Origin of the sequence: Marinobacterium marinum (genome assembly GCF_013868415.1) — a bacterium.
GTDB lineage: Bacteria > Pseudomonadota > Gammaproteobacteria > Pseudomonadales > Balneatricaceae > Marinobacterium > Marinobacterium marinum.
Map to the genome: position 1 here is coordinate 1 of NZ_JACEMT010000037.1, position 20,118 is coordinate 20,118.

The window sequence follows — 20,118 nt, forward strand, 5'->3', positions numbered from 1 at the left end:
GTGATCGGCGCGTGGTCCGGGTAGAAGTAGTCTCCGCCGCAGAACACCTCGTTGCGGTTGCCGGACGGATCAAAGAAGTAGATCGTCTGGCCATGGGTAATGCCGTGGCGGGTCGGCCCGATATCGATGGAGGTATCGGTCATGGAGATCAAGTCACCGGCACGCAGCACATCTTCCCAGGTTTCAAGGAAGAACGAGGCATGGTGAAACTTGCCCGGCTCAGGGTGATCGATAAAGGCGATGTCATGCGCCTTCATGCTGGTAGTCAGGAACTGTGCCACTCGCTTGCCGTCCGGCGTCATGATCTGTTCGCACAGGTCAAAGCCCAGCACCTCACGGAACAGGTCCAGGGTCTGGTCCAGCTCCGGGCCGTACAGCAGGCAGTGGTCAAACCGCTGCGCCTTCATGCCCTTGAGATCACGGGGCCAGGCTTCCGGGTTGTGATTGCCGACGCCGTAACGACCGGTCTGTTCCTTGTTGGCAAAGAGTTCAAAGTAATGCCCGGTCGGTGCCTGAAAGCGGATTCGGCGACCACAGCCCTTGAGTTCCTCGGCCGGGATCTCTTCAACGCCACAGCCGAACGCCAGCAACTCCCGGTTCAGGCGATCAACCACCTCCTCGTTCAGGCACTTGAAGCTCATGAAATCCATGCCGGCTTCATCGGCTTCTCGCAGCACCACCGAGAACTTGTCCACTTCGGTCCAGCCCTTCAGGTAGACACGGCCCTGCTCGTCGCGATCCGTTTCGATCAGCCCCATCAGCTCGACATAATGGTTAACCGCTTCTTCCAGATCCAGCACACGAATTTGTACATGTCCGGGACGCATTACACCTTTTTTCATCGGGTTACCTCATCGTTTTCTTATAGATTGTTTTCACGATATCGTTGCTGCCCTAGCCCACGGCATTGGGCAGCATCAGAGACAGGGACGGAATCGTAATAATCAGCACCAAGCGCACGATATCCGCCAGCCAGAACGGCGTGACGCCACGAAAAATGGTGGACAGTTTCACGTCAGGCACAACCCCTCTCAACACAAACACGTTCATGCCCACCGGTGGCGTAATCAGGCTGATCTCGGTCACGACCACCACCAGAATGCCGAACCAGATCAGGTCGAACCCCATCGCTTCGACCATCGGGTAAAACACCGGCACCGTCAGCAGTATCATGGACATGCTCTCAAGCACACAGCCCAACAGCAGGTAAACGCCCACCAGAATCAGGATCACCGTAAAGGGACTGAAGCCGGATTCCAGAACCCAGTCTTTCAGCATCATGGGCATGCCGGTGAGGTTGATGAAGTTGGAAAAAATCACCGCACCAATAACCAGGAAAAACAGCATGGCCGTTGTACGTGCAGCGCCCGTCAGCGAGCGCTGAAACATGGTGAAATTCAATTTCCCGCTGAACAATGCGATCAGGAAGGCCCCCGAAGCCCCGATACCGGCGGCTTCCGTCGGCGTGAAAATCCCGGCATAAATCCCGCCCATAACGATGATGAAGATCAGGTTGATCCCCCAGATACCCCGCATGGACAACAGGCGTTCCTTCCAGCTGGAGCGCTTGCCCGCCGGTCCGATTTCCGGTTTCAGGCGTACGGCAAACACCACGGCCAACATGTATAGAATGACCCCGATCAGCCCCGGTAATAAACCGGCGATGAACAGCTTGCCAATATCGCTTTCCGTCATCAGGCCATAGATCACCAGAATCACGCTGGGAGGAATCAGAATCCCCAGCGTTCCTCCGGCCGCAATCGCGCCAGTCGCCAGGCTATCGGAGTATTTGTACTCCCGCATGGAGGGCATGGCGACACGAGACATGGTGGCTGCAGTTGCCATCGAGCTGCCGCACACGGCCGAAAAAGCACCGCAGGACACGACCGTCGCCAGCGCCAGGCCACCCTTGAAGTGGCCCAGAAATGCATTGGCTGCCCGGTACAGCTCCTTGGACATGCCTGATTCCGTAATCAGATTACCCATCAACAAAAACAGGGGCACGACCGATAGTCCATACGCCAGCCCCGTATCGAAGGCAGTTGACGCTATCATGTTCAAGGCCGTATCCCAGCCACGCGGGTTGCCGTAGGTCACCTGCTGCACCAGAGCAAAGCCGACCACACCCACAATACCCATCGCGACTCCCAGGGGCACACGAGCCAGAATCAGCATCATCAATGCTGCAAAACCAATCAGACTTGCTTCCATTAAGGCTCTCCTGTCGATGTTTTGCCCGGGCGGTTGGAGAACAGTTTGGCCATCAGTGCCAGGGTGGCCACCGATGTCGTCACCGCCATCAGAAATGCCAGCCAGGCATAGGGGATCTGCAATACCGCCGTTGTATCTTCGTAACGCAGCACCTTGAAGGCGAGCCTCCACAGCACCCAAGAGAAGATGCCAAACGCCAGCACATTGATCAGCCCAACCAACCAGTACTGGATCAGACGCACCCGGTCACTGAGCGCCGCGTCGAGGATGTCCACGGCTATGTGGCCACCCTCCGCCGTGATCAACGGCAACCCCAGAAAGATGACCGCTGCCAACATCAACTCCGTCACCTCAAAGGCACCTGTCACGGGAGTTGAAAACAGGTAGCGCCCCAGTACGTCAACCAGGGTCAGCGCCATCATCAAAAACATGACCAGGGCTGCCGTTCCACTCAGCAGGGTTTTGACCGCTCCCTCTCCACGTGACAACCAGCCACGACTCTGTGTACGAGTTGAGCTCATCTTTCACCTCAGCGCGTCTGTGTCAGACTCTGGTCCAGCTGATGGCTCTGTGCACGGAACGCCTCCAGTGCGGCGCGACCATCAACCCCCTGCTCATCCGCTACCTTCAGCCACGCCTCTTCCATCGGTGCACTGGCCTGACGAATTTCAGTCAGGAAGGCATCCGGAGCCGTCACCACTTCATTACCGTTTGCACGAATCGCTTCAAGTCCCTTGGCATCCTGGGTATCCCACATGCGTCCTGCCAGTCGTGCAAAAGCCTCGCCCGATACCGATTCGATCGCTTTTCGATCTTCTTCCGGCAGGTCTGCAAAGCGATCACGGTTCATAACCAGATAAAAACTGAAGTTGTGGGTTCCGCCAGGGACCAGCGTGGTGTGCGTCAGCTTGTCTTCGATATTGAAGGCTACGACGGATTCATGCGGAAACAGCGTGCCGTCGGCTACGCCACTGGAAACCAGCTCGTAACTGCTGGAAGAGGGTTTCTGGATAGAAACCGACCCCAGTGCAGAGGCCAGGTCACTGGCAACACCGCCACCGACGCGCAATTTCAGCCCCTTCATATCTTCGGCAGACTGAACCGTTCGCTTGCTGTTATGAATATGACCCGGACCGTGTGTGAACAGACCCAGCAGTTTGACATCCTTATGTTCACCGGCCGGCTTCAGATATTCGTTGTACACGTTCCAGTAGGCGACCGAAGTTGCTTCCGCACTATTGCCCCCAAACGGGAACTCGACCATTTTGTACAACTTGAAACGTCCCGGCGTATAACCGTGTCCGCCGTACGTAATATCGGCCTGTCCCTCACGGGCGATATCGTAATGCACCTTCGGATGGCCCAGGGACGATGGCAGGATAATGACCTTGACACGGCCGTCCGTGGCTTCTGCAACGCTGGCCGCCCAGGGTTTCATTACGTCTTGTACCAGTGGATGTCCGGACGGCAGCCAGGATGACATGGTCAGGCGGGTTTCGGCCTGCGCAGTGGAGGCCAGTAGTGCAACTGTTGCAGTCGCTGCAACGCGGAGAATCGTTTTCATTTTTATAGTCTCCCGATTGGGTTTTTATTCCGGTTCAAAACCGGTTATACGCCCTGAGCACAACCCTCAGGACGCCAGGTCTGCAAATCAGATATCCAGAACCAGACGACTGCTCTTGGCGCGCGAGCAACAGAGCGCAATCTGGTCGTTATCCTCTTTCTCCTCCTCGGTCAGGAAGTGATCGCGATGATCCGGCGTGCCTTCGCTGACATCACAGATACAGGTGCCGCACACGCCCTCTTCGCAGGACATCTGTACTCGTACGCCAGCCGCCTTCAAGGCACTGGCAATGCTTTCCTCGGGACCCACCTGTACGGTGACATCACTGGCCTCGGCATAGACTTCAAACGCCTCACCACTGATATCAACATCCGCGTTGAAGTACTCGAAATGAACCTGCTGATCCGGCAGTCCCGCCGCCTTGCCCTGCTCAATGACCCAATCCATGAATCCGCCCGGACCACACACGTACAGGTGAGTGCCCGGCCGTGCCGCTGCCAAGGACTTCGGGTCGATTCGTCCGCCCGCCTCCACATCATCAAAATGCAGGACCAGACGGTCGCCGAACGCCTGCCGCAACTCATCCAGAAAAGCCGCTCGGCTTTCACTGCGACAGCAATAATGCAGCTCGAAGGAGTTGTTCGCCGCCTGCAGGGCGTAGGCCATCGCGATCATCGGCGTAATACCGATCCCGCCGCCAATCAGCACACTGTGCTCAGCCTCCATCGCCAGCGGGAAATGGTTGCGTGGCGCACTGATCTGCACCTCAGCGCCTGCTTTCAAATCGGCATGAATGCTGCGGGAACCACCTCGCGAATTCGGGTCATTGAGAATGCCCAAACGATAGGTCGTGGCGCCGGGAGCGTTACTCAATGAATACTGGCGGATCAGGTCCGGTCCCAGCACTACATCAATGTGCGCGCCCGCTTCAAATGCGGGCAAGGAGCTGCCGTCAGCCGCTGCCAGTTCGAACACTGCGATATCGTCGGTGTGATCATCGCGCCGCTGTACTCTGGCGTTAATGAGCGTATTTTCGATACTAATCGTCATAATGGTTGCCTCAGCGCATGAACAAGCCGCCATTGATATCCCAGGTGGTACCCGTCGCAAAAGCGGCTTCCGGACGAGCCAGCTGCACGACCATGTCTCCTACAAAATCGGCTTCGCCCAACTGTCCGACCGGAATGGCTCCCAGCAGCCCCGTCAACCGTTCTTCGGGTACCAGCGCCTTCACCATGGGCGAGTCGATCGGGCCTGGCGCAATCGCATTCACGGTCACGCCTCGTCCGGCCAGCTCCTTGGCAAACACCTTGGTCAGGGTCACAATGCCGCCCTTGGACGCGGCATAGTGCGCACCAGTTGATGTGCCACCGTTCTGCCCCGCCAGCGAAGCCATGTTGATGATGCGGCCATAGCCCTGCTCGGCCATGTATTGCCCCACCACCTGACAGCCAGAGAAGGTGCCTCCCAGATTGATATTCACGACCTCGGCAAACTCCTGTGCACTGATATCCATGACCGGCGTCGCGCGGGTCACCGCCGCATTGTTCACCAGTACATGCAAGGCCCCCCAGTGCTCCAGCGTAGCGCGCAAAGCCGCGTCAAAGTCCTCACGACAGGCCACATTCAAGCCCAGAGGCAGAACCTGTGTGCTTTCGGGGTCCAGTGCAGCCGCAGCCTGTTCGGCCGCCTCTCGGTTCACGTCGGTCAGCACCACCCGGTAACCGGCCAGCAGCAAACGAGCGGCGATACTGTAACCCAGCCCCTGGGCGGCACCGGTTATCAATGCGATCTGAGGTGTTGTCAGGTTAGCCATGCCACACCTCCTCAGAAAATGAAGCTGACAGTGCGCAAGAAGCTGTCGGCATGCATCAAACGCACGACCTTCCCGGCCAGACGGTAACCGTCACCTGTCGGCTGCAAGCGGTATTCCACATCGGCCGGGTAGGTCACCAGTTTGCCGTGGCGCATTTCATTCAGTGTCATGGCACAGCGTGCAATTACCAGGTCGTCACCCGCTTCCAACACCCGCACCCGAGAGACCATCCGGATCGTATTGCCGGTCGAGTTGGCCGACACGGACTCGCCATTTTCCAGACGTGCCACGCGCATGCTGCGCATGTCGGCATCATCCAGGGCAAGATTCAGGGTGTCTTCGTAGTTACCATCCGCATTGAATTCGGCCGGCACGATGTACAGTCCGTCCTCATTCCACAACTGCAGCCAGTCCTGATAACCCTTGTGATCCAGCAGATCGGACTCATGCCAGATGAAAGCCGTCACATCATTAAGTATCTGCGTCTGAGTGCTCATGATTACTTGTCCTCCCCTGCTGCCATCACTTTCTTGTACTGACGATAGGCACCGCGCATGCCGGTTTCGGAGCACACGGCTCCAGCCACATTGCCATCCGGGGATTGATGCAGGTTGTTCATGCCGCGATTGACCAGAATCCAGCCATCCTGTCCCGCCTGCGATCCTTTGTGTACACGCTCCCAGGCCTCACCGTCATCGGGGGTGCCGAATCCCATCGGTCCCTGGAAGTGCTCGTGCAACCGCATGCGTTTGCGGTTAAAGGGCGCCGGCGCACCTGCACCACCCAATGCCACATGCTGGATTTCAGTCTCGCCGACACTGACCGGACGCAAAACACGCAGAAAGGCCATGGAACAGGACACGTTCGGGAACAGATTGAGGTTGAAGCCCGTGCCGTGCGCCGCACGCACCAGCTTTTGCACTTCCTCTTCGGAGCGACCTTCGGCCCGCAGCTCATCTGCCAGCTTCTGGAAACGTGGCGGAATCGGCTGATCCAGGTTGTCTTCCAGATCCACCAATTCGGGGATCATCACCATGACACTATGGCCGTTCCCCAGGTCCTCAACAAAACCATCGCCATGCAGGAAATCGAAAATATCCGCCGTCGCATCATCCAGTGAGGTGATAAACGACTTATGAATAATCGGGAAATGGTAGGCATCCGTGGTGTTTTCCAGCTGGATCTTCCAGTTGCCCGGGAAGTTGAAACGATGTTCACCCAACACCTTGACCGGATAACCGCCCCCCTGCTTCATGAACAAGTCGATCCATTTCCGGGCTCCGCCCAAAAAGTCGTACAACGACTCCAAGTCTTCACGGTAGGTCGCAAAAACCAGGCCCTGATAGGTCTCAACCCGCAGGCGTTCCAGAGGCAGTTCATTCTTGTCCAGAACACCTTCATATTCTTCCGGTTTTGGCAGTGCACGCAGCGCACCATCCAAGCCGTAGCCCCAGCCATGATAGGGGCAGGTAAAACTTTTGGTCTTGCCCTTGCGTCCCTCGCACACCGTCGCACCACGATGGCGGCAGCGATTCTGCAGCACATGCAGGTTCATCTTGCGATCACGGCTCAGGATAACCGGCTGACGCCCGACCCACGCGGTCTTGTAACACCCGGCATCAGGCACTTCACTTTCATGACCGACATATACCCAGGTGTTGTTGAATACCTTGTCCAGCTCTTCTTCAAAAATGGCCGGGTCTGAATAGAGGGCCTTATGCACTCGGCCCTCTTCAACCATTTCAGCCGCTTTCAAGCTGATGTTCTGCATCTCGATCAGTTCACTCATGGTCTTGCTCTCTTTATTCTTGATCGGCCGGCATGATGATTGCCGCCGCGACGCTTATTCTTCTTCAGGTACCGGCAACGGCTGCGGGTTATCCCAGGGCGTGTGCACCGGTCGATTAAAGCGACTCGTGGTACAGAAATGTGCAATCTTCCACTTCCCGCCTTCCCGGCGGAAACGCACATCCAGCAACGCACTGCTCAACTGGGAGCGCCCGTCTGCAAAAGTGGCGGTCTGCAACAGCACCCAAGTGCCTGCGGCATCATTTTCACTCTCGACGTCTACCTTCTCGGAGGTCAGAAAATGCACATTGAGGGCAAAGTGAGCCGGTGGTCGGGTGTACTGCTCAAACATGGCACGCACCGCTTCCCGCCCTTCGCGACGACCAAAGGTGGCAGCATAGCGCTGGCCCCTTCCTTCCCAGATGGCGTCCGCCGTAAACAGCGCGACCAACGGTTCCAGGTCAAACCCTTCATCCAGGTAGTCACACAGCTGCATGTATTCATGCAGGCAGGCGCTCACCTCTCGTGCCGCTTCAAGCGCATTCACGCGACGACGCAACTGCTCCAGCTCACTCATATCGGCCGCCTCAGCTCCGCTGTACGATCAGTTCACGACCGATACGCGCTTCAACCTTGGCATAACGCCAGAGCTTGTAAGGCCCCTGACCGACTTCCGTGCTGCGGAACAGGTTGCAACAGGCCACCACGCGATCGTAATCGGCCACATCGGCCAGCAGGTAGGTCGTCCAGGGATATCCGGCTGAAGGACCGACCATGCTCTGGTCATCGTCCATGTTGCCAATCACTTCAACGCCGTCCATGTCGTGGATTGCGTTCCACATTTCTCCGAATGCCGCCCAGACTTCGAGCTGCTCATCGCGCGGCGCATCCATAAAGTTCTGGTTGATGCCCATACAGAAGAGAACGCGCAAAGGTTTGTTGTCACTCATGGTGTATCTCCTTGTTATTGTTCAGTTACAGATAACCCGGCAGAGGGTCGTGGCCGAAAAACATGGCCCCCGCATTCTTGAGGGTGATGGCCCCCATAAATGCGTGCTGGGTACACATCATGGAATCACGCAGGATTCGGGATAGCGGATGATCGTTATAGGTGCCGGTCATCCCCGTCACCTGATAAGTTGAGCGGATGGCTTCGGCACATTCGTGGGCCAGATTGGTGGTCGCCAGGCGTACCAGATTGACCTGATCACGTCCGGGCTCCCCCCCCGCCTTGATTCGATTCCAGGCATCTTCAGTGGCTTCATAGAAAAAGGCGCGGGAAGCACGTACTTTCGCCTCGGCTCTGGCAATTTCGATCTGGACATATTCACGCTCACCCAGGTTGGGTGCGCCGGTCACGGACTTGCGCCCTGCGGCCATGGCCTGTACTACATCCAGCGCCTCTCGCGCCAGACCGGCCGTGGTTACGGACAATACCTGTGCCGCAAATGCCAAAGAGGGATAACGGAAGAAATCGGAATCGATATTGGGCTTGCCGCCGCGCACGAAGGTCCATTCCTCCGGCACGAAGACCTCTTCCACAACCAGATCGTGACTCCCCGTCCCCACCATGCCGATGACATCCCAGTTAGGCTCGATACGCACCTTGTCTGCCGGCATCACCGCCATGCGCGGCAAGGGTTCACCGCTGTCCGGCTGAATCCCAACACCGATCAGAGAGGCTCCCATACAGCCGCTGCCAAATTTCCAGCGGCCATTGACAATGAAACCACCGTCAACCTTCCGAGCGGGTTGAGTCGGAAAAATGCCACCGGCAAATACAACATTGGGGGTTTCGGACCAGACCTTATCAACCGTATTCAGTGGCAAGGCCGCCAGGTAGGCCGGGTTCATGCCAAAACTGGCCACCCAGCCTGCAGAGCCATCCGCTGCCGCCAGCGCTTCAACCATCTGCAAAAATTCCACCGGACTGCGCTCGTCACCCCCCAACGCCTTGGGAACCATCGCCCGGTAGACGCCGATGTCCTTGAAGGACTCGATGATGTCCTGGGAGATATATCGCTGGCTCTCGAACTCCTGCCGGCGCGCACGCACCTCGTTCAGCAGGGCATCGAATACGGTCTCCCCGCCCCAGAGGGATTTATCGATTTGATAACCAGGCATATTGCTCGGCTCCCTTGTGTTGTTGTCTTTATTTTCAAGAAGACGGCCTCACCACTGCCATCGCCTTCACTGGGCAACTGATTGCATGCCGCCGGAGGTTCCCAAGGCTTGCACCACTGACCTCTCAAGATGCAACAAAGAATTTCACCTATCACTTGATTCGTCAACTAAATGAAATCTCCGTATCCAATGATTTTCATCAAAAAACAACCAATACGTAAAAATACCCACAACACACCCAAAAAGACCAAAATCCAACAAAATCGACAAAAAACAGATAAAAAGACCACAAATTCACACAAAAAAACAAAATCAAGAAATTCAAAAAACATTGATCATGATCACAAAAAACCATTTCCGATATCTAAACATCCCACTAACGGGAGCTATAAATGCAACGTTCACGCCTTTATCCCAACAAAAATTTCATCAACTTCCCTTTAGCGATATACTTTCCTTATCAACCACCATGGCGCCTGCCTTCCTGACCTTCAGCCCCCATTCCGGAGACCCCTTTTAATGAGTACCAGACGCAAGATCGACATGTATGACCCGCTCAGCGACAACTTCAAACGCTGTGAATTTCCGTTTTATTGGGTTGCGCAGCTCGACGCTCTCTACACTCAGGAAATGGACAGGCTGCTTAAAAGGGTTGATATGGATATTCCGCGCTGGCGTATCATCATGATCCTGAAAGAGCATTCGGAACTGAGCATTTCGGAAATAGCCGGGCACGCGGTTGCAAAGCTGCCAACCACCACCAAAATCCTGTACAGGATGCGGGATGAGGGACTGGTATTATTGAAGACCTCCCCTGAAGACGGCCGTGTTACCCTGGTATCATTGACCGGCAAGGGGCTGGAGCGGCTGGAAGAAATTCGCGGCTCGGTAAGCCAGCTGTTCAGACGCAGCTTCAAGGGGCTAACCTCGGCTCAGATCGAACGCGCCAACACTCTACTGGCCAAAATGTACAACAACCTGACCCAGGGTGCTGACTAGACAAGCAGAGCACGACGCCTTCCGACACGCATAAAAAACCCCGGACATGCCGGGGTAAAAGATCTGTAGGGAGGGAGACCGTAACACAGGTCTGACCTACTAGACGTAGAGACTCAACCGTTGATCAGCAACTGTAATCCGGCCCCTGTATTGGAAATCGGTGCCACATAGTTGCGGTGTACTTCCTTGACATCACCCAGCATGCAGCCGCGCATCGCCAGCCACATGTTCAGTTCGACACCTTGGGCACCGGCGATCTCGACCAGATCGTCGTTGCTGTACCGAGTCAGGGCTTCAGGATCGCTGACCAGCTTGTCCATACACTCGATATCGAAATCGCTGTTGATGATGCCCGCGCGCTCGCCATCCAGCTGATGCGACAAACCACCGGTGCCGAAGACCACCACCTTCTGGTCACCGGCGAAGGATTCCACCGCCTTGCCGATCGCCTGGCCCAGCGCGAAGCAGCGAGACGGCTTGGGCATCGGGTAGCGTTCGCAGTTGATGCACACCGGTATCACCTTCAGGTGCTGATAGTTGTGGCCCGGGTACATAACCGACAAGGGTACGGTCAGACCGTGATCCACCTTGATATCCTGGCAGATGGTCGGATCGAAGTCGTGCTCGATCAGTTCATTGGCGATATGCCAGGACAGCTCGGTCTCACCCGTGACCGGCGGGATGGTGGCAATCCCCCAGCCCTCGTCAGCATTCTCATACTGCGGTGCGCAACCCAACGCAAACGTCGGCTTCTTGTCCAGGAACATCTCCAAACCGTGGTCGTTGTAGAACACGATGGCGATATCAGGCTGCTGTTCATTCAGCCACTCGCGCACGGGCGGATAACCGGCAAAGAAGTCCTTCCAGTAGGGAGTGTCTTCCAGCCCCCGGTCCATGGCGATGCCGATCGCCGGAATGTGGGAGGTGGTGATGCCACCAATCACTTTAGCCATTGTTCTTCCCCCTGCCCTGGCTTTCCAGGTATGCCTGAAACTCTTCGGTGGTGCGACCGGTCTGCAGACCGCCGATGTCCTGCATGTTCAATCCCAACAGGCCGGCGAACTTGGCCAGATAATAGATGCTGCCACCTTCGCGCTGCAGCGCCAGAATATCGCGCCCCAGGATCGCTTCTTTCTGCGCCTCGGTCAGGCCGAACTTGTCGCAGTAGGCCGCTTCATCAGCCTTGAATGCGTCGCGACCTTCAGTGCTGTTGAAGGAGTAACACATCTTGTTCAGCCCATAGCCCTTGGTGGCCATGGGGCCGTCAAAAAAGATGGTGCCCGGTATCTCACGGTGTGTAGTCATCATCGAATCTCCAGTCAGGACCAGTAGAGTCGCATCGGGTTATCGACCAGCAGCTTCTGCTGCAGCTCGGCTGTCGGGGCAATCTGTGGGATCACATCCACCAGCTTGCCGTCATCGGGTGTATGAGACTTCATGTTCGGATGCGGCCAGTCGGTACCCCACAGGCAACGATCCGGGAACTTCTCCACCAGCGCTTTCATGAACGGCACCACGTCACGGTAATCCGGCGGCGTCTGAGTCAGCCGCTCGGGACAGGTAGTCTTGACCCACACCTTGTCATTGCTTGTCATGAAGTCGATGAAACGCTGGAAATCCGCGTGTTCAACGCCCTTGGTCACATCCGGGCGCCCCATGTGATCAACCACAATCGTCGTGTCCAGCTCGTTCAGGAAAGGAATCAACGCCTCCAGATCCGGCGCCTCGAAATACACCACGATGTGCCAGCCCAACGGCTTGATCTTCTCGGCAATCGACAGGAAAACCTCTTTCGGCGTGGTATCGACCAGACGCTTGACGAAGTTGAAGCGCACGGCACGTACACCGGCCTTGTCCATCACCCTGAGTTCTTCTTCGGTGATCCCAGGATCAACCACGGCCACGCCACGGGCCAGTTCACCGGCATTTTCCAGCGCATCAACCAATGCCGCGTTATCAGTACCGTGGCAAGAGGCCTGCACGATCACGTTGCGGGAGAAGCCGAGGTAATCACGCAGTTCAAACAGCTTTTCCTTGGGCGCATCACAGGGCGTGTACTTGCGCTTGGGATGGTACGGAAACTTGTCTGCCGGACCAAACACGTGGCAATGGGCATCAACGGCACCTTCCGGCGCCTTGAATTCAGGCTTGCTCGGATTGGCGTGGAAAGGTAGGTAATCAGGATCCATCATCTCGGTACACCTGTTGAATCAGTTGTTGTGGGTGAACACTTCGCCGTCAAACAGCTTGCGTGCCGTTCTGAGAATGGCGGCGGAGGTCACCTGACCTTCGGCATCCATATCCAGTATCACACTCATTTCGCCGATCGGATGCTCGACCGACAGGGTCTTGCGTTCGCCAGCCGGAATATCGGCCACCGCAGCAGCAGGAGAGCCCGGTAGTACGGCAGCAGTCGCCACACTGACCGCACCCAGCACACCAATAGAGGCGTGACAGCGGTGCGGGATGAAAGTGCGGGTCGACAGGGATCCGCCGTTGGTTGCCTTGCTGACCATGCTCATCTTCGGCACCGACTTCTCGCTGACATCGCCCAGGTTCATCAATGGCCCCGCCTGCAACCGGATCGACTCCAGCCTCTCACGCAATGCGCTATTGGCTTCAAGCGCCTCGCGAGACTCGGTGCCGGTGATGCCCATGTCTTCGGCGCTCATCACCACGACCGGCATGCCGTTGTCGATCAACGTCACGGCAACACCATCGATGGTGTCAACGGCATTGCCAGTGGGCAACAGTGCGCCACAGCTGGAGCCGGCGGTATCCTCGAAGGTGATCGGCAGTGCTGCTGAACCGCCGGGCACACCATCAATACGGGCCATGCCCACATAGCTGACCTTGCCAGCAGGCGTGCAGACGCGGGCACGGGCGATCTGGCCGGTATTCTCCATGAAGATGCGCACTTCAGTCTCGCCATCCCGTGCCGCCACCAGGCCGCGCTCGATGGCAAAGGGACCGACGCCGGCAAGGATGTTGCCGCAGTTCTGCGCGTCGGTCACGATTGCCTGATCGACGAACACCTGCAGGAACAGGTACTCCACATCGGCATCTTCACGGCTGGACGGCTTGACCACTGCAACCTTTGAAGTCAGCGGGTCGGCCCCGCCCATGCCGTCGATCTGACGCGGGTCGGGCGAACCCATGACCCGCAACAGGAAGGCGTCGCGTTCGGCGGTATCGGCCGGCAGGTCGGACGCGAGGAAATACCCCCCCTTGGAGGTACCGCCACGCATCCACATGCAGCGAACGCCATCAGACATACTTCAGGCCCTTTTCTTTCAGGCGTGGACGCATGTTGTAGATATCCAGACCCAGCTCGCCGTTGGCCATACGCACGCGCTTTTCTTCTTCCAGCACCATACGAGCCTGAGCTTTTTCCAGCACAGCTGCAGCGTGTTCACGACGAACCACCACCACACCGTCATCGTCAGCCACGATCACGTCGCCCGGGTTGACCCGCTCATCGGCGCACACCAGCGGCACGTTGACCGAGCCCAGAGTTTCCTTGATGGTGCCTTCGGCAAATACGGCCTTGGACCAGACCGGAAAGTTCATCTGGCGCAAATCACGAGTATCACGCACGCCACCATCGATGATCAGGCCCACGACACCGCGCGATTGCGCAGAAGTGGCCAGCAAATCACCGAAGAAACCGTGCAGCGACGGTGACGTTGGCGCAAACACCATCATGTCACCCTTCTGGCACTGCTCGATCGCCACGTGCATCATCCAGTTGTCGCCGGCAGCGCCGGAAATGGTCACTGCAGAACCGGCCACGGCCACATCCTGCTGGATCGGGCGCATATAGTGCGCCAGCAGACCAACACGGCCCTGGGCTTCATGGATAGTGGCCACGCCACATTCGGCCAGACCATCAATCACGGCCTGATCGGCACGTTCAATATGCTGAACAACAATATTTTCTCTCATGATCGACTCCTTGCTCAGGCCGGGATCTGCAGGCGACTGAAGACACGACGAATATTATGCTCGAAGATATCCTGCTTCTGCTCGGCGTTCAGCGCGGTATTGCCGTCGATGTAACGCTTGGTGTCATCGAAGTAGTGGCCGGTTTCCGGGTCGATACCGCGCACGGCACCAATCATCTCGGAGGCGAACAGGATGTTCTTGGTCGGCACAATATCCAGCAACAGGTCGATACCGCGCTGATGGTACACGCAGGTATCGAAGTAGATGTTGTTCAGCACCTTCTCTTCCAGATCGAAGCCACGGTCCAGTGCCAGCCCCCGGAAGCGACCCCAGTGGTAAGGTACGGCACCACCACCGTGCGGGATGATGATTTTCAGTTCCGGGAAGTCCTTGAACACGTCGGACATCATCAACTGCTGGAAACCGGTAGTATCACCGCCCAGATAGTGTGAACCGGTCGTGTGGAAGCACTCGTTGCAGGCCGCACTGACATGTACCATCGCCGGAATATCGTATTCGACCATCTTCTCGTAGATGGGGTAGAAGGAACGATCCGCCAGAGAAGCGCCGTTCCAGTGACCACCGCTGGGATCAGGGTTCAGGTTGATCCCGATGAAGCCCATCTCTTCTACCGTACGAACGATTTCCGGAACCGACTTGGCCGGATCAACACCCGGAGACTGCGGCAGCTGAGCAACCGGCGCGAAATTTTTCGGGAACAAGTCGCACACGCGGCGAATCAGGTCGTTCTGATGTTCGGTCCAGAACTGGCTGGTATGCTCGTTACCGATGTGATGGCCCATCCAGCTGGCACGCGGCGAGAAGATGGTCATATCAGTACCACGTTCCTGCTGCAGACGCAGCTGGTTGTTCACGATGGTTTCGCGAATCTGATCATCGCTGATGACGATCTGGCCCTTGTCACCGACGAAGCTCGGGTCCTTGGCAACGGCTTCTTTCTGTTTTTCGCGGTACTCACCCACCTGTGGCGGAGTCGTGGTGTAGTGACCATGGCAATCGATAATCATCTCAGGCACCTTCAATAGACGTTAATGTGGCTGAATCAAAGTGCCTCTAGTATTGGCAAGCGTTGCCGGACTGGCTATTTCAATTTGACCGCAATACTATTGATTTTTGTGAACGCACAGTTCAATCATCCCATTTTTCAGGAGCCATCATGCAGTTTACCATGCCGAACCTGAGACACCTGCGCGTATTCATGGAGGTAACCAAATGCCGCAGTATCAGCAAGGCGGCCCCACGTGTATTCCTGTCCCAACCGGCCATTACCCAGGCAATAGGAAAACTGGAAGCACTACTGGAAACCGAATTGTTTGAACGCCACTCAAACGGCATGTTTCCCACTCCGCCTGGCGAGGTCTGGTATAACCGGTCACGCCGCTGCATGAGTTATCTTGAACGGGGTATCAGAGCCGCCCTCAAGAGCAGCCTGAGCCAGAACGGCAGCCCCTCTCAGCTACTGCCCATGTTGACGACTACCCAGCTTCGCGCCCTGATTGCGGTTACCGAAAGCCACAGTTTCAGCGTTGCCAGCCGCAATCTGGAACTGTCTCAATCCTCACTGCATCGTGCCGGACGTGAACTCGAACACCTGCTGGGTATCACATTATTCGAAAAGGCCCGTTCCGGTATTACACCGACCCGTGCTGCGGAAGTTCTGGCGCGAGCCGCCAAGCTGGGATTTGCCGAAATCGAGCAGGGCTATTATGAAATCAGCGCCCTGCAATTTCGCGAAGTGGGCAAGATTGTAGTCGGCAGCATGCCGCTGGCCCGTACCTCCATTCTGCCTGATGTCATCAACCGCTTCAGTCTCGCCCATCCGGATATCGGTATTAACGTGGTCGACGCGCCCTATGATGACCTGCTGTTTCACCTGCGCAGCGGTGACCTGGACCTTCTCGTCGGCGCCCTGCGCTCCCCGGCCCCTGCCGATGACGTCATTCAGGAAGAACTGCTGTCACCACCACTGGCGATTGTCGGTCGCAAGGAACACCCCCTGCGCCGAGCCGCGCCTTTGCAACTGGAAGACCTGGCCGACTACAGCTGGGTCGTACCACGCAAGGGCACACCGACCCGTGCATTTTTCGACACTCTGTTTTCCGACCGACAGATCCCCTTACCGACCCGTATTGTTGAAAGCAGTTCACAAATACTTATTCGAGAACTGCTGATTGGCAGCGACCGACTCACCCTGATATCGGCCCATCAGATCGAGCACGAACTGCGTCACGGCATCCTCGGGGTCATACCCTTCGCGCTGAGCCATACACGCCGCCCTATCGGCATCACGCTGCGCCGAGACTGGCAGCCGACACCAACTCAGAGTCGCTTTCTGGAAATGATCAGGGATTCCGCATCACGCTATTCCGACATCTAAAACGACCCCACCTCTATGCAAAATTTGAATACCACCGGAGGTTATTCAATTACTCAGCACAAAACCTGAGTGATAGATTTCCGGTACTAATCTAACGTACCGGGGCAATTTACCCGCCACCGGACAGTGAATTCACAGGCTCAGCAGCAGGAGACACCCACATGAGACTTTGTGTAGCAGGCGCCAGCGGCGCTTTTGGCATGAAACACATGGACGCCATCGCAGCGATCGACGGCGCTACCGTCACCTCCGTGGTCGGCACCAAAATCGACGCGATTCGCCAGTTCGCCGAAGAACGTAACGTTCCCCACTACACGACGGATCTGGCCGAAGCCCTGGCGCGTGATGATGTCGATGCCGTGATCCTGGCCACTCCGACCCAGATGCATGCCTCCCAGGCAATCCAGTGCCTGGAAGCCGGCAAGCACGTTATGGTCGAAATCCCGATGGCCGACAACATCGAAGATGCCCGCAAGCTGGTCGAAGTGCAGCAGAAAACCGGCCTGGTCGCCATGGCCGGACACACCCGTCGCTTCAACCCTAGCCACCAGTGGATTCATAACAAGATCCAGGCCGGCGAGCTGAACATCCAGCAGATGGATGTTCAAACCTACTTCTTCCGTCGCACCAATACCAACGCCAAGGGTCAGGCTCGCTCCTGGACCGACCATCTGCTGTGGCACCACGCCTGCCACACCGTGGACCTGTTCCAGTACCAGGCCGGCGAAGCCGCCACCAAAGTACAGGCGATGGAAGGCCCGCACCACCCGGATCTCGGCATCGCCATGGACATGAGCATCGGCATGAAAACCGGCAGCGGCGCTCTGTGCACCCTGTCTCTGTCCTTCAACAACGATGGTCCTTTCGGCACCTTTTTCCGCTATATCTGTGACAATGGCACCTACATTGCCCGTTACGACGACCTGTATGACGGCAATGAGAACAAGATTGATCTGACCGGCGTTGCCGTGTCCAACAACGGCATCGAACTGCAGGACCGCGAATTCATCACCGCCATTCAGGAAGGCCGTGAACCCAACTCCAGCGTCGCCCAGTGCCTGCCCGCCATGGAAACACTGCACCAGCTGGAACAGTGCCTGGAAGCCGATCGCTAACAGACGGTCGGTCCGCCGCCGACCATAACGTGTTACTGAGTGAAGAAAAGGGGAACCCCGTATGAGCAACATGCTGAGCAACCACTTCAATCATCCCGGCATCGGCCTGGGTTGCATGAACCTGTCCCACGCCTATGGCACTCCGCTGTCAGAGGGTGATGCGGTTAGAGCGTTGCAGCAGGCGTTCGACATGGGATATCGCCACTTCGACACCGCGACACTGTATGGCGGCGGTCGTAACGAAATCGTGGTCGGCAAGGCCCTGAAGGAGCAGCGCACCTCGCTGTTCCTGGCCAGCAAGTGCGGTATGGCAATCGGTCAGGAAAGCGGCAAGAAAGAGATCAACGGCCGCCCCGAGACACTTCGCGCTCAGTGCGAAGCCAGCCTGCGTCGCCTGCAGTCCGACCACATTGATCTCTACTATCTGCACCGCCTCGATCCCGAAACACCGATCGAAGAGAGTGTCGGCGCACTGGCCGACCTGGTTCGTGAAGGCAAGATCGGCGCCATCGGCCTGTCCGAAGTCTCCGCTGCCACGCTGAAGCGTGCTCAGGCCGTGCACCCCATCGCCGCTCTGCAGACCGAATATTCGCTCTGGTCCCGCAATGCCGAGATTGCCGTACTGGACGCCTGCCGTGACAGCGATACTGCTTTTGTGGCCTTTAGTCCGCTGGCCCGCGGTTTCCTGACCAACACCCTGCTGGATGCAGACAGCCTGGTGGAAAAGGATATCCGCAACAACATGCCGCGCTTCCATAAGGAAAACTACCAGTACAACCTGAAATTGCTGGACGATTATGTCGCCATCGCCAACGAAATCGGCTGTACCCCGGCCCAGTTGGCGCTGGCCTGGGTCAAATCCAAGGGTGATTTCATTGTACCGATTCCCGGCACTCGCTCCGTTGAGCACATGCAGGAAAACCTGAACGCTGCCCCCCTGCAGCTGAAAGCCGAAACCATTGCTCAGCTGGATGCACTGATCAACCGAAACACCGTTCACGGCCCGCGCTACAACGCCATACAGCAGGCCGAAATCGATACCGAAGAGTTTGCCTGATTCCGGCAAGCTCTCACTTTCAGTCCCCATCTAATAACAACTCAAGACACAGGTACTCAACCATGAAAATGCTGTTCAAATCGGCCTCTGTCGCCACCTTGTTAACCCTCGGGGTCTGCACCGCAGCCCAGGCAGCCGACGTTACCTTGCGCTTTTCCCACTTTTGGCCGGCAGTATCGCCCAATCACACCGAAGTCTTTCAGGCCTGGGCCGACTCGGTCGAATCCGCCTCCAACGGCCGCATCGAGGTAGAAGTCTACCCCGGCTCCACTCTGGCCAAGCCACCGGCCCAGTATGATGCCGTCATCAACCGTATCGCCGATATGACAGCAACGGTGCAGGGCTATACCGCCAACCGCTTCCCGCTGACTCAGATTGTCGAACTGCCCGGCATGGTAGAGGACGCGCGCCAGGGCTCCTGTGTGGTACAGAGCCTGTATGATGAAGGCCTGATCGCGGACGAATACAAGGACACCCGCCCCCTGTTCCTGTTCACTCACGGCCAGGGCCACCTGCACCTTAAGGGCAAGGTTGTCGAAAAGCCTGAAGACCTGGCCGGCCTGCGCATTCGCCGCCCGACCTCCGTGGCCGGCAAACTGCTGGAAGGCCTGGACGCTGCCCCCGTCGGCATGCCTGCTCCAGCCTCCTACCAGTCCATGCAGCGCGGTGTTATCAATGGCGTCGCTCTGCCATGGGAAGGCGTCAAAGCCTTCAGAATTAACGAACTGGCCGACAGCCACACTGAAATCGGCGGCCTTTACAGCCTGTCGTTTGTGGTCACCATGAACACGTCGGTCTATGACCGCCTGCCGGAAGATCTGCAGCAGGTCATCAATGATCATTCCGGCCTGTCATGGGCCCGCAAGGCCGGTGATGTCTTCGACAAGGCCGATGCTGCCGGACGCGCCGACGCCGTTGCCGCGGGTCACACCATCGTGACCATTGAAGGTGGCGCCAACAATCCGGCATGGAAACCGGTACTGGACGCCGCTTCGGAAGAGTACATCAACGATCTGGAGGCCAAGGGGCTGCCCGCTCGTCAGGTGTATGAGCGGGCACGCGAACTGGCCGAACAGTGCCGCTGAATTGTGCCGAACCGGA

Annotated in this window: 22 protein-coding genes; 5 read left to right on the forward strand and 17 right to left on the reverse strand. The window is 57.1% G+C overall.

What is annotated here, in order from left to right:
* From H1S06_RS04210 to H1S06_RS04260, 11 genes are all read right to left on the reverse strand, one after another.
* Window positions 1–842: catechol 2,3-dioxygenase (locus H1S06_RS04210; protein ID WP_181737382.1), on the reverse strand; the 842-nt coding region annotated here is incomplete at its 3' end.
* Between the two features lie 52 nt (window positions 843–894).
* Complete coding sequence (locus H1S06_RS04215) at window positions 895–2,211, reverse strand: TRAP transporter large permease (protein WP_181737560.1); 1,317 nt, start codon at window positions 2,209–2,211, stop codon at window positions 895–897.
* Window positions 2,211–2,732, reverse strand: coding sequence for a TRAP transporter small permease (locus H1S06_RS04220; RefSeq protein ID WP_181737562.1), 522 nt, complete (start codon window positions 2,730–2,732; stop codon window positions 2,211–2,213). Before H1S06_RS04220 ends, H1S06_RS04215 begins: the two co-directional genes overlap by 1 nt.
* 8 nt (window positions 2,733–2,740) lie before the next feature.
* Window positions 2,741–3,775, reverse strand: a complete 1,035-nt coding sequence (locus tag H1S06_RS04225) for a TRAP transporter substrate-binding protein (RefSeq protein ID WP_181737564.1) — start codon at window positions 3,773–3,775, stop codon at window positions 2,741–2,743.
* An 87-nt stretch (window positions 3,776–3,862) separates the two neighbouring features.
* Window positions 3,863–4,825 (reverse strand): PDR/VanB family oxidoreductase, encoded by a 963-nt coding sequence (locus H1S06_RS04230; protein ID WP_181737567.1) that lies wholly within the window; start codon window positions 4,823–4,825, stop codon window positions 3,863–3,865.
* Between the two features lie 10 nt (window positions 4,826–4,835).
* A complete protein-coding gene (locus tag H1S06_RS04235; protein ID WP_181737569.1) occupies window positions 4,836–5,591 on the reverse strand; it encodes an SDR family NAD(P)-dependent oxidoreductase in 756 nt (251 codons plus the stop codon).
* Window positions 5,592–5,602: 11 nt separating this feature from the next.
* Complete coding sequence (locus H1S06_RS04240; protein WP_181737571.1) at window positions 5,603–6,088, reverse strand: aromatic-ring-hydroxylating dioxygenase subunit beta; 486 nt, start codon at window positions 6,086–6,088, stop codon at window positions 5,603–5,605.
* A gap of 2 nt (window positions 6,089–6,090) precedes the next feature.
* Window positions 6,091–7,380, reverse strand: a complete 1,290-nt coding sequence (locus H1S06_RS04245; RefSeq protein WP_181737572.1) for an aromatic ring-hydroxylating oxygenase subunit alpha — start codon at window positions 7,378–7,380, stop codon at window positions 6,091–6,093.
* Window positions 7,381–7,434: 54 nt separating this feature from the next.
* Complete coding sequence (locus tag H1S06_RS04250) at window positions 7,435–7,956, reverse strand: nuclear transport factor 2 family protein (protein ID WP_181737574.1); 522 nt, start codon at window positions 7,954–7,956, stop codon at window positions 7,435–7,437.
* Window positions 7,957–7,966: 10 nt separating this feature from the next.
* On the reverse strand, window positions 7,967–8,329 hold the full coding sequence (locus H1S06_RS04255) for an IacB protein (RefSeq protein ID WP_181737576.1): 363 nt from the start codon (window positions 8,327–8,329) through the stop codon (window positions 7,967–7,969).
* A gap of 25 nt (window positions 8,330–8,354) precedes the next feature.
* Window positions 8,355–9,503, reverse strand: coding sequence for an acyl-CoA dehydrogenase family protein (locus tag H1S06_RS04260; RefSeq protein WP_181737578.1), 1,149 nt, complete (start codon window positions 9,501–9,503; stop codon window positions 8,355–8,357).
* A 519-nt stretch (window positions 9,504–10,022) separates the two neighbouring features.
* Between H1S06_RS04260 and H1S06_RS04265 the strand changes: the two genes are divergently transcribed.
* Complete coding sequence (locus tag H1S06_RS04265) at window positions 10,023–10,502, forward strand: MarR family winged helix-turn-helix transcriptional regulator (RefSeq protein ID WP_181737581.1); 480 nt, start codon at window positions 10,023–10,025, stop codon at window positions 10,500–10,502.
* A gap of 113 nt (window positions 10,503–10,615) precedes the next feature.
* On the opposite strand, the gene H1S06_RS04270 is transcribed toward H1S06_RS04265, so the two are convergent.
* Genes H1S06_RS04270 through H1S06_RS04295 form a run of 6 tightly spaced genes read right to left on the reverse strand, consistent with a single transcriptional unit; the run spans window position 10,616 to window position 15,475 of the window.
* Window positions 10,616–11,455 carry a class III extradiol dioxygenase family protein gene (locus tag H1S06_RS04270; protein ID WP_181737583.1) on the reverse strand — a complete coding sequence of 280 codons (840 nt, stop codon included), beginning with the start codon at window positions 11,453–11,455 and terminating at the stop codon, window positions 10,616–10,618.
* Complete coding sequence (locus H1S06_RS04275; RefSeq protein ID WP_328515309.1) at window positions 11,448–11,810, reverse strand: protocatechuate 4,5-dioxygenase subunit alpha; 363 nt, start codon at window positions 11,808–11,810, stop codon at window positions 11,448–11,450. The genes H1S06_RS04270 and H1S06_RS04275 overlap by 8 nt, the downstream gene beginning before the upstream one ends.
* 11 nt (window positions 11,811–11,821) lie before the next feature.
* On the reverse strand, window positions 11,822–12,694 hold the full coding sequence (locus H1S06_RS04280; RefSeq protein ID WP_220183759.1) for an amidohydrolase family protein: 873 nt from the start codon (window positions 12,692–12,694) through the stop codon (window positions 11,822–11,824).
* 18 nt (window positions 12,695–12,712) lie between these two features.
* Window positions 12,713–13,777 (reverse strand): 4-oxalomesaconate tautomerase, encoded by a 1,065-nt coding sequence (locus H1S06_RS04285; protein ID WP_181737585.1) that lies wholly within the window; start codon window positions 13,775–13,777, stop codon window positions 12,713–12,715.
* On the reverse strand, window positions 13,770–14,447 hold the full coding sequence (locus tag H1S06_RS04290) for a 4-carboxy-4-hydroxy-2-oxoadipate aldolase/oxaloacetate decarboxylase (RefSeq protein ID WP_181737587.1): 678 nt from the start codon (window positions 14,445–14,447) through the stop codon (window positions 13,770–13,772). The genes H1S06_RS04285 and H1S06_RS04290 overlap by 8 nt, the downstream gene beginning before the upstream one ends.
* Window positions 14,448–14,461: 14 nt before the next feature.
* Complete coding sequence (locus tag H1S06_RS04295) at window positions 14,462–15,475, reverse strand: amidohydrolase family protein (RefSeq protein ID WP_181737589.1); 1,014 nt, start codon at window positions 15,473–15,475, stop codon at window positions 14,462–14,464.
* A gap of 149 nt (window positions 15,476–15,624) precedes the next feature.
* Between H1S06_RS04295 and H1S06_RS04300 the strand changes: the two genes are divergently transcribed.
* From H1S06_RS04300 to H1S06_RS04315, 4 genes are all read left to right on the forward strand, one after another.
* Window positions 15,625–16,845 (forward strand): LysR family transcriptional regulator, encoded by a 1,221-nt coding sequence (locus H1S06_RS04300; RefSeq protein ID WP_181737591.1) that lies wholly within the window; start codon window positions 15,625–15,627, stop codon window positions 16,843–16,845.
* A 161-nt stretch (window positions 16,846–17,006) separates the two neighbouring features.
* Window positions 17,007–17,960 (forward strand): Gfo/Idh/MocA family oxidoreductase, encoded by a 954-nt coding sequence (locus H1S06_RS04305; RefSeq protein WP_181737593.1) that lies wholly within the window; start codon window positions 17,007–17,009, stop codon window positions 17,958–17,960.
* Window positions 17,961–18,021: 61 nt separating this feature from the next.
* Window positions 18,022–19,017, forward strand: a complete 996-nt coding sequence (locus H1S06_RS04310; protein ID WP_407658771.1) for an aldo/keto reductase — start codon at window positions 18,022–18,024, stop codon at window positions 19,015–19,017.
* A 62-nt stretch (window positions 19,018–19,079) separates the two neighbouring features.
* On the forward strand, window positions 19,080–20,102 hold the full coding sequence (locus H1S06_RS04315; protein WP_181737595.1) for a TRAP transporter substrate-binding protein: 1,023 nt from the start codon (window positions 19,080–19,082) through the stop codon (window positions 20,100–20,102).
* The last annotated feature ends 16 nt before the right edge of the window (window positions 20,103–20,118 follow it).

Bases quoted from the DNA above. Each gene is read 5' to 3' on its own strand.
- H1S06_RS04215 (WP_181737560.1), bottom strand. From the start codon at position 2,211: ATGGAAGCAAGTCTGATTGGTTTTGCAGCATTGATGATGCTGATTCTG.
- H1S06_RS04220 (WP_181737562.1), bottom strand. From the start codon at position 2,732: ATGAGCTCAACTCGTACACAGAGTCGTGGCTGGTTGTCACGTGGAGAG.
- H1S06_RS04225 (WP_181737564.1), bottom strand. From the start codon at position 3,775: ATGAAAACGATTCTCCGCGTTGCAGCGACTGCAACAGTTGCACTACTG.
- H1S06_RS04230 (WP_181737567.1), bottom strand. From the start codon at position 4,825: ATGACGATTAGTATCGAAAATACGCTCATTAACGCCAGAGTACAGCGG.
- H1S06_RS04235 (WP_181737569.1), bottom strand. From the start codon at position 5,591: ATGGCTAACCTGACAACACCTCAGATCGCATTGATAACCGGTGCCGCC.
- H1S06_RS04240 (WP_181737571.1), bottom strand. From the start codon at position 6,088: ATGAGCACTCAGACGCAGATACTTAATGATGTGACGGCTTTCATCTGG.
- H1S06_RS04245 (WP_181737572.1), bottom strand. From the start codon at position 7,380: ATGAGTGAACTGATCGAGATGCAGAACATCAGCTTGAAAGCGGCTGAA.
- H1S06_RS04250 (WP_181737574.1), bottom strand. From the start codon at position 7,956: ATGAGTGAGCTGGAGCAGTTGCGTCGTCGCGTGAATGCGCTTGAAGCG.
- H1S06_RS04255 (WP_181737576.1), bottom strand. From the start codon at position 8,329: ATGAGTGACAACAAACCTTTGCGCGTTCTCTTCTGTATGGGCATCAAC.
- H1S06_RS04260 (WP_181737578.1), bottom strand. From the start codon at position 9,503: ATGCCTGGTTATCAAATCGATAAATCCCTCTGGGGCGGGGAGACCGTA.
- H1S06_RS04265 (WP_181737581.1), top strand. From the start codon at position 10,023: ATGAGTACCAGACGCAAGATCGACATGTATGACCCGCTCAGCGACAAC.
- H1S06_RS04270 (WP_181737583.1), bottom strand. From the start codon at position 11,455: ATGGCTAAAGTGATTGGTGGCATCACCACCTCCCACATTCCGGCGATC.
- H1S06_RS04275 (WP_328515309.1), bottom strand. From the start codon at position 11,810: ATGATGACTACACACCGTGAGATACCGGGCACCATCTTTTTTGACGGC.
- H1S06_RS04280 (WP_220183759.1), bottom strand. From the start codon at position 12,694: ATGATGGATCCTGATTACCTACCTTTCCACGCCAATCCGAGCAAGCCT.
- H1S06_RS04285 (WP_181737585.1), bottom strand. From the start codon at position 13,777: ATGTCTGATGGCGTTCGCTGCATGTGGATGCGTGGCGGTACCTCCAAG.
- H1S06_RS04290 (WP_181737587.1), bottom strand. From the start codon at position 14,447: ATGAGAGAAAATATTGTTGTTCAGCATATTGAACGTGCCGATCAGGCC.
- H1S06_RS04295 (WP_181737589.1), bottom strand. From the start codon at position 15,475: ATGATTATCGATTGCCATGGTCACTACACCACGACTCCGCCACAGGTG.
- H1S06_RS04300 (WP_181737591.1), top strand. From the start codon at position 15,625: ATGCAGTTTACCATGCCGAACCTGAGACACCTGCGCGTATTCATGGAG.
- H1S06_RS04305 (WP_181737593.1), top strand. From the start codon at position 17,007: ATGAGACTTTGTGTAGCAGGCGCCAGCGGCGCTTTTGGCATGAAACAC.
- H1S06_RS04310 (WP_407658771.1), top strand. From the start codon at position 18,022: ATGAGCAACATGCTGAGCAACCACTTCAATCATCCCGGCATCGGCCTG.
- H1S06_RS04315 (WP_181737595.1), top strand. From the start codon at position 19,080: ATGAAAATGCTGTTCAAATCGGCCTCTGTCGCCACCTTGTTAACCCTC.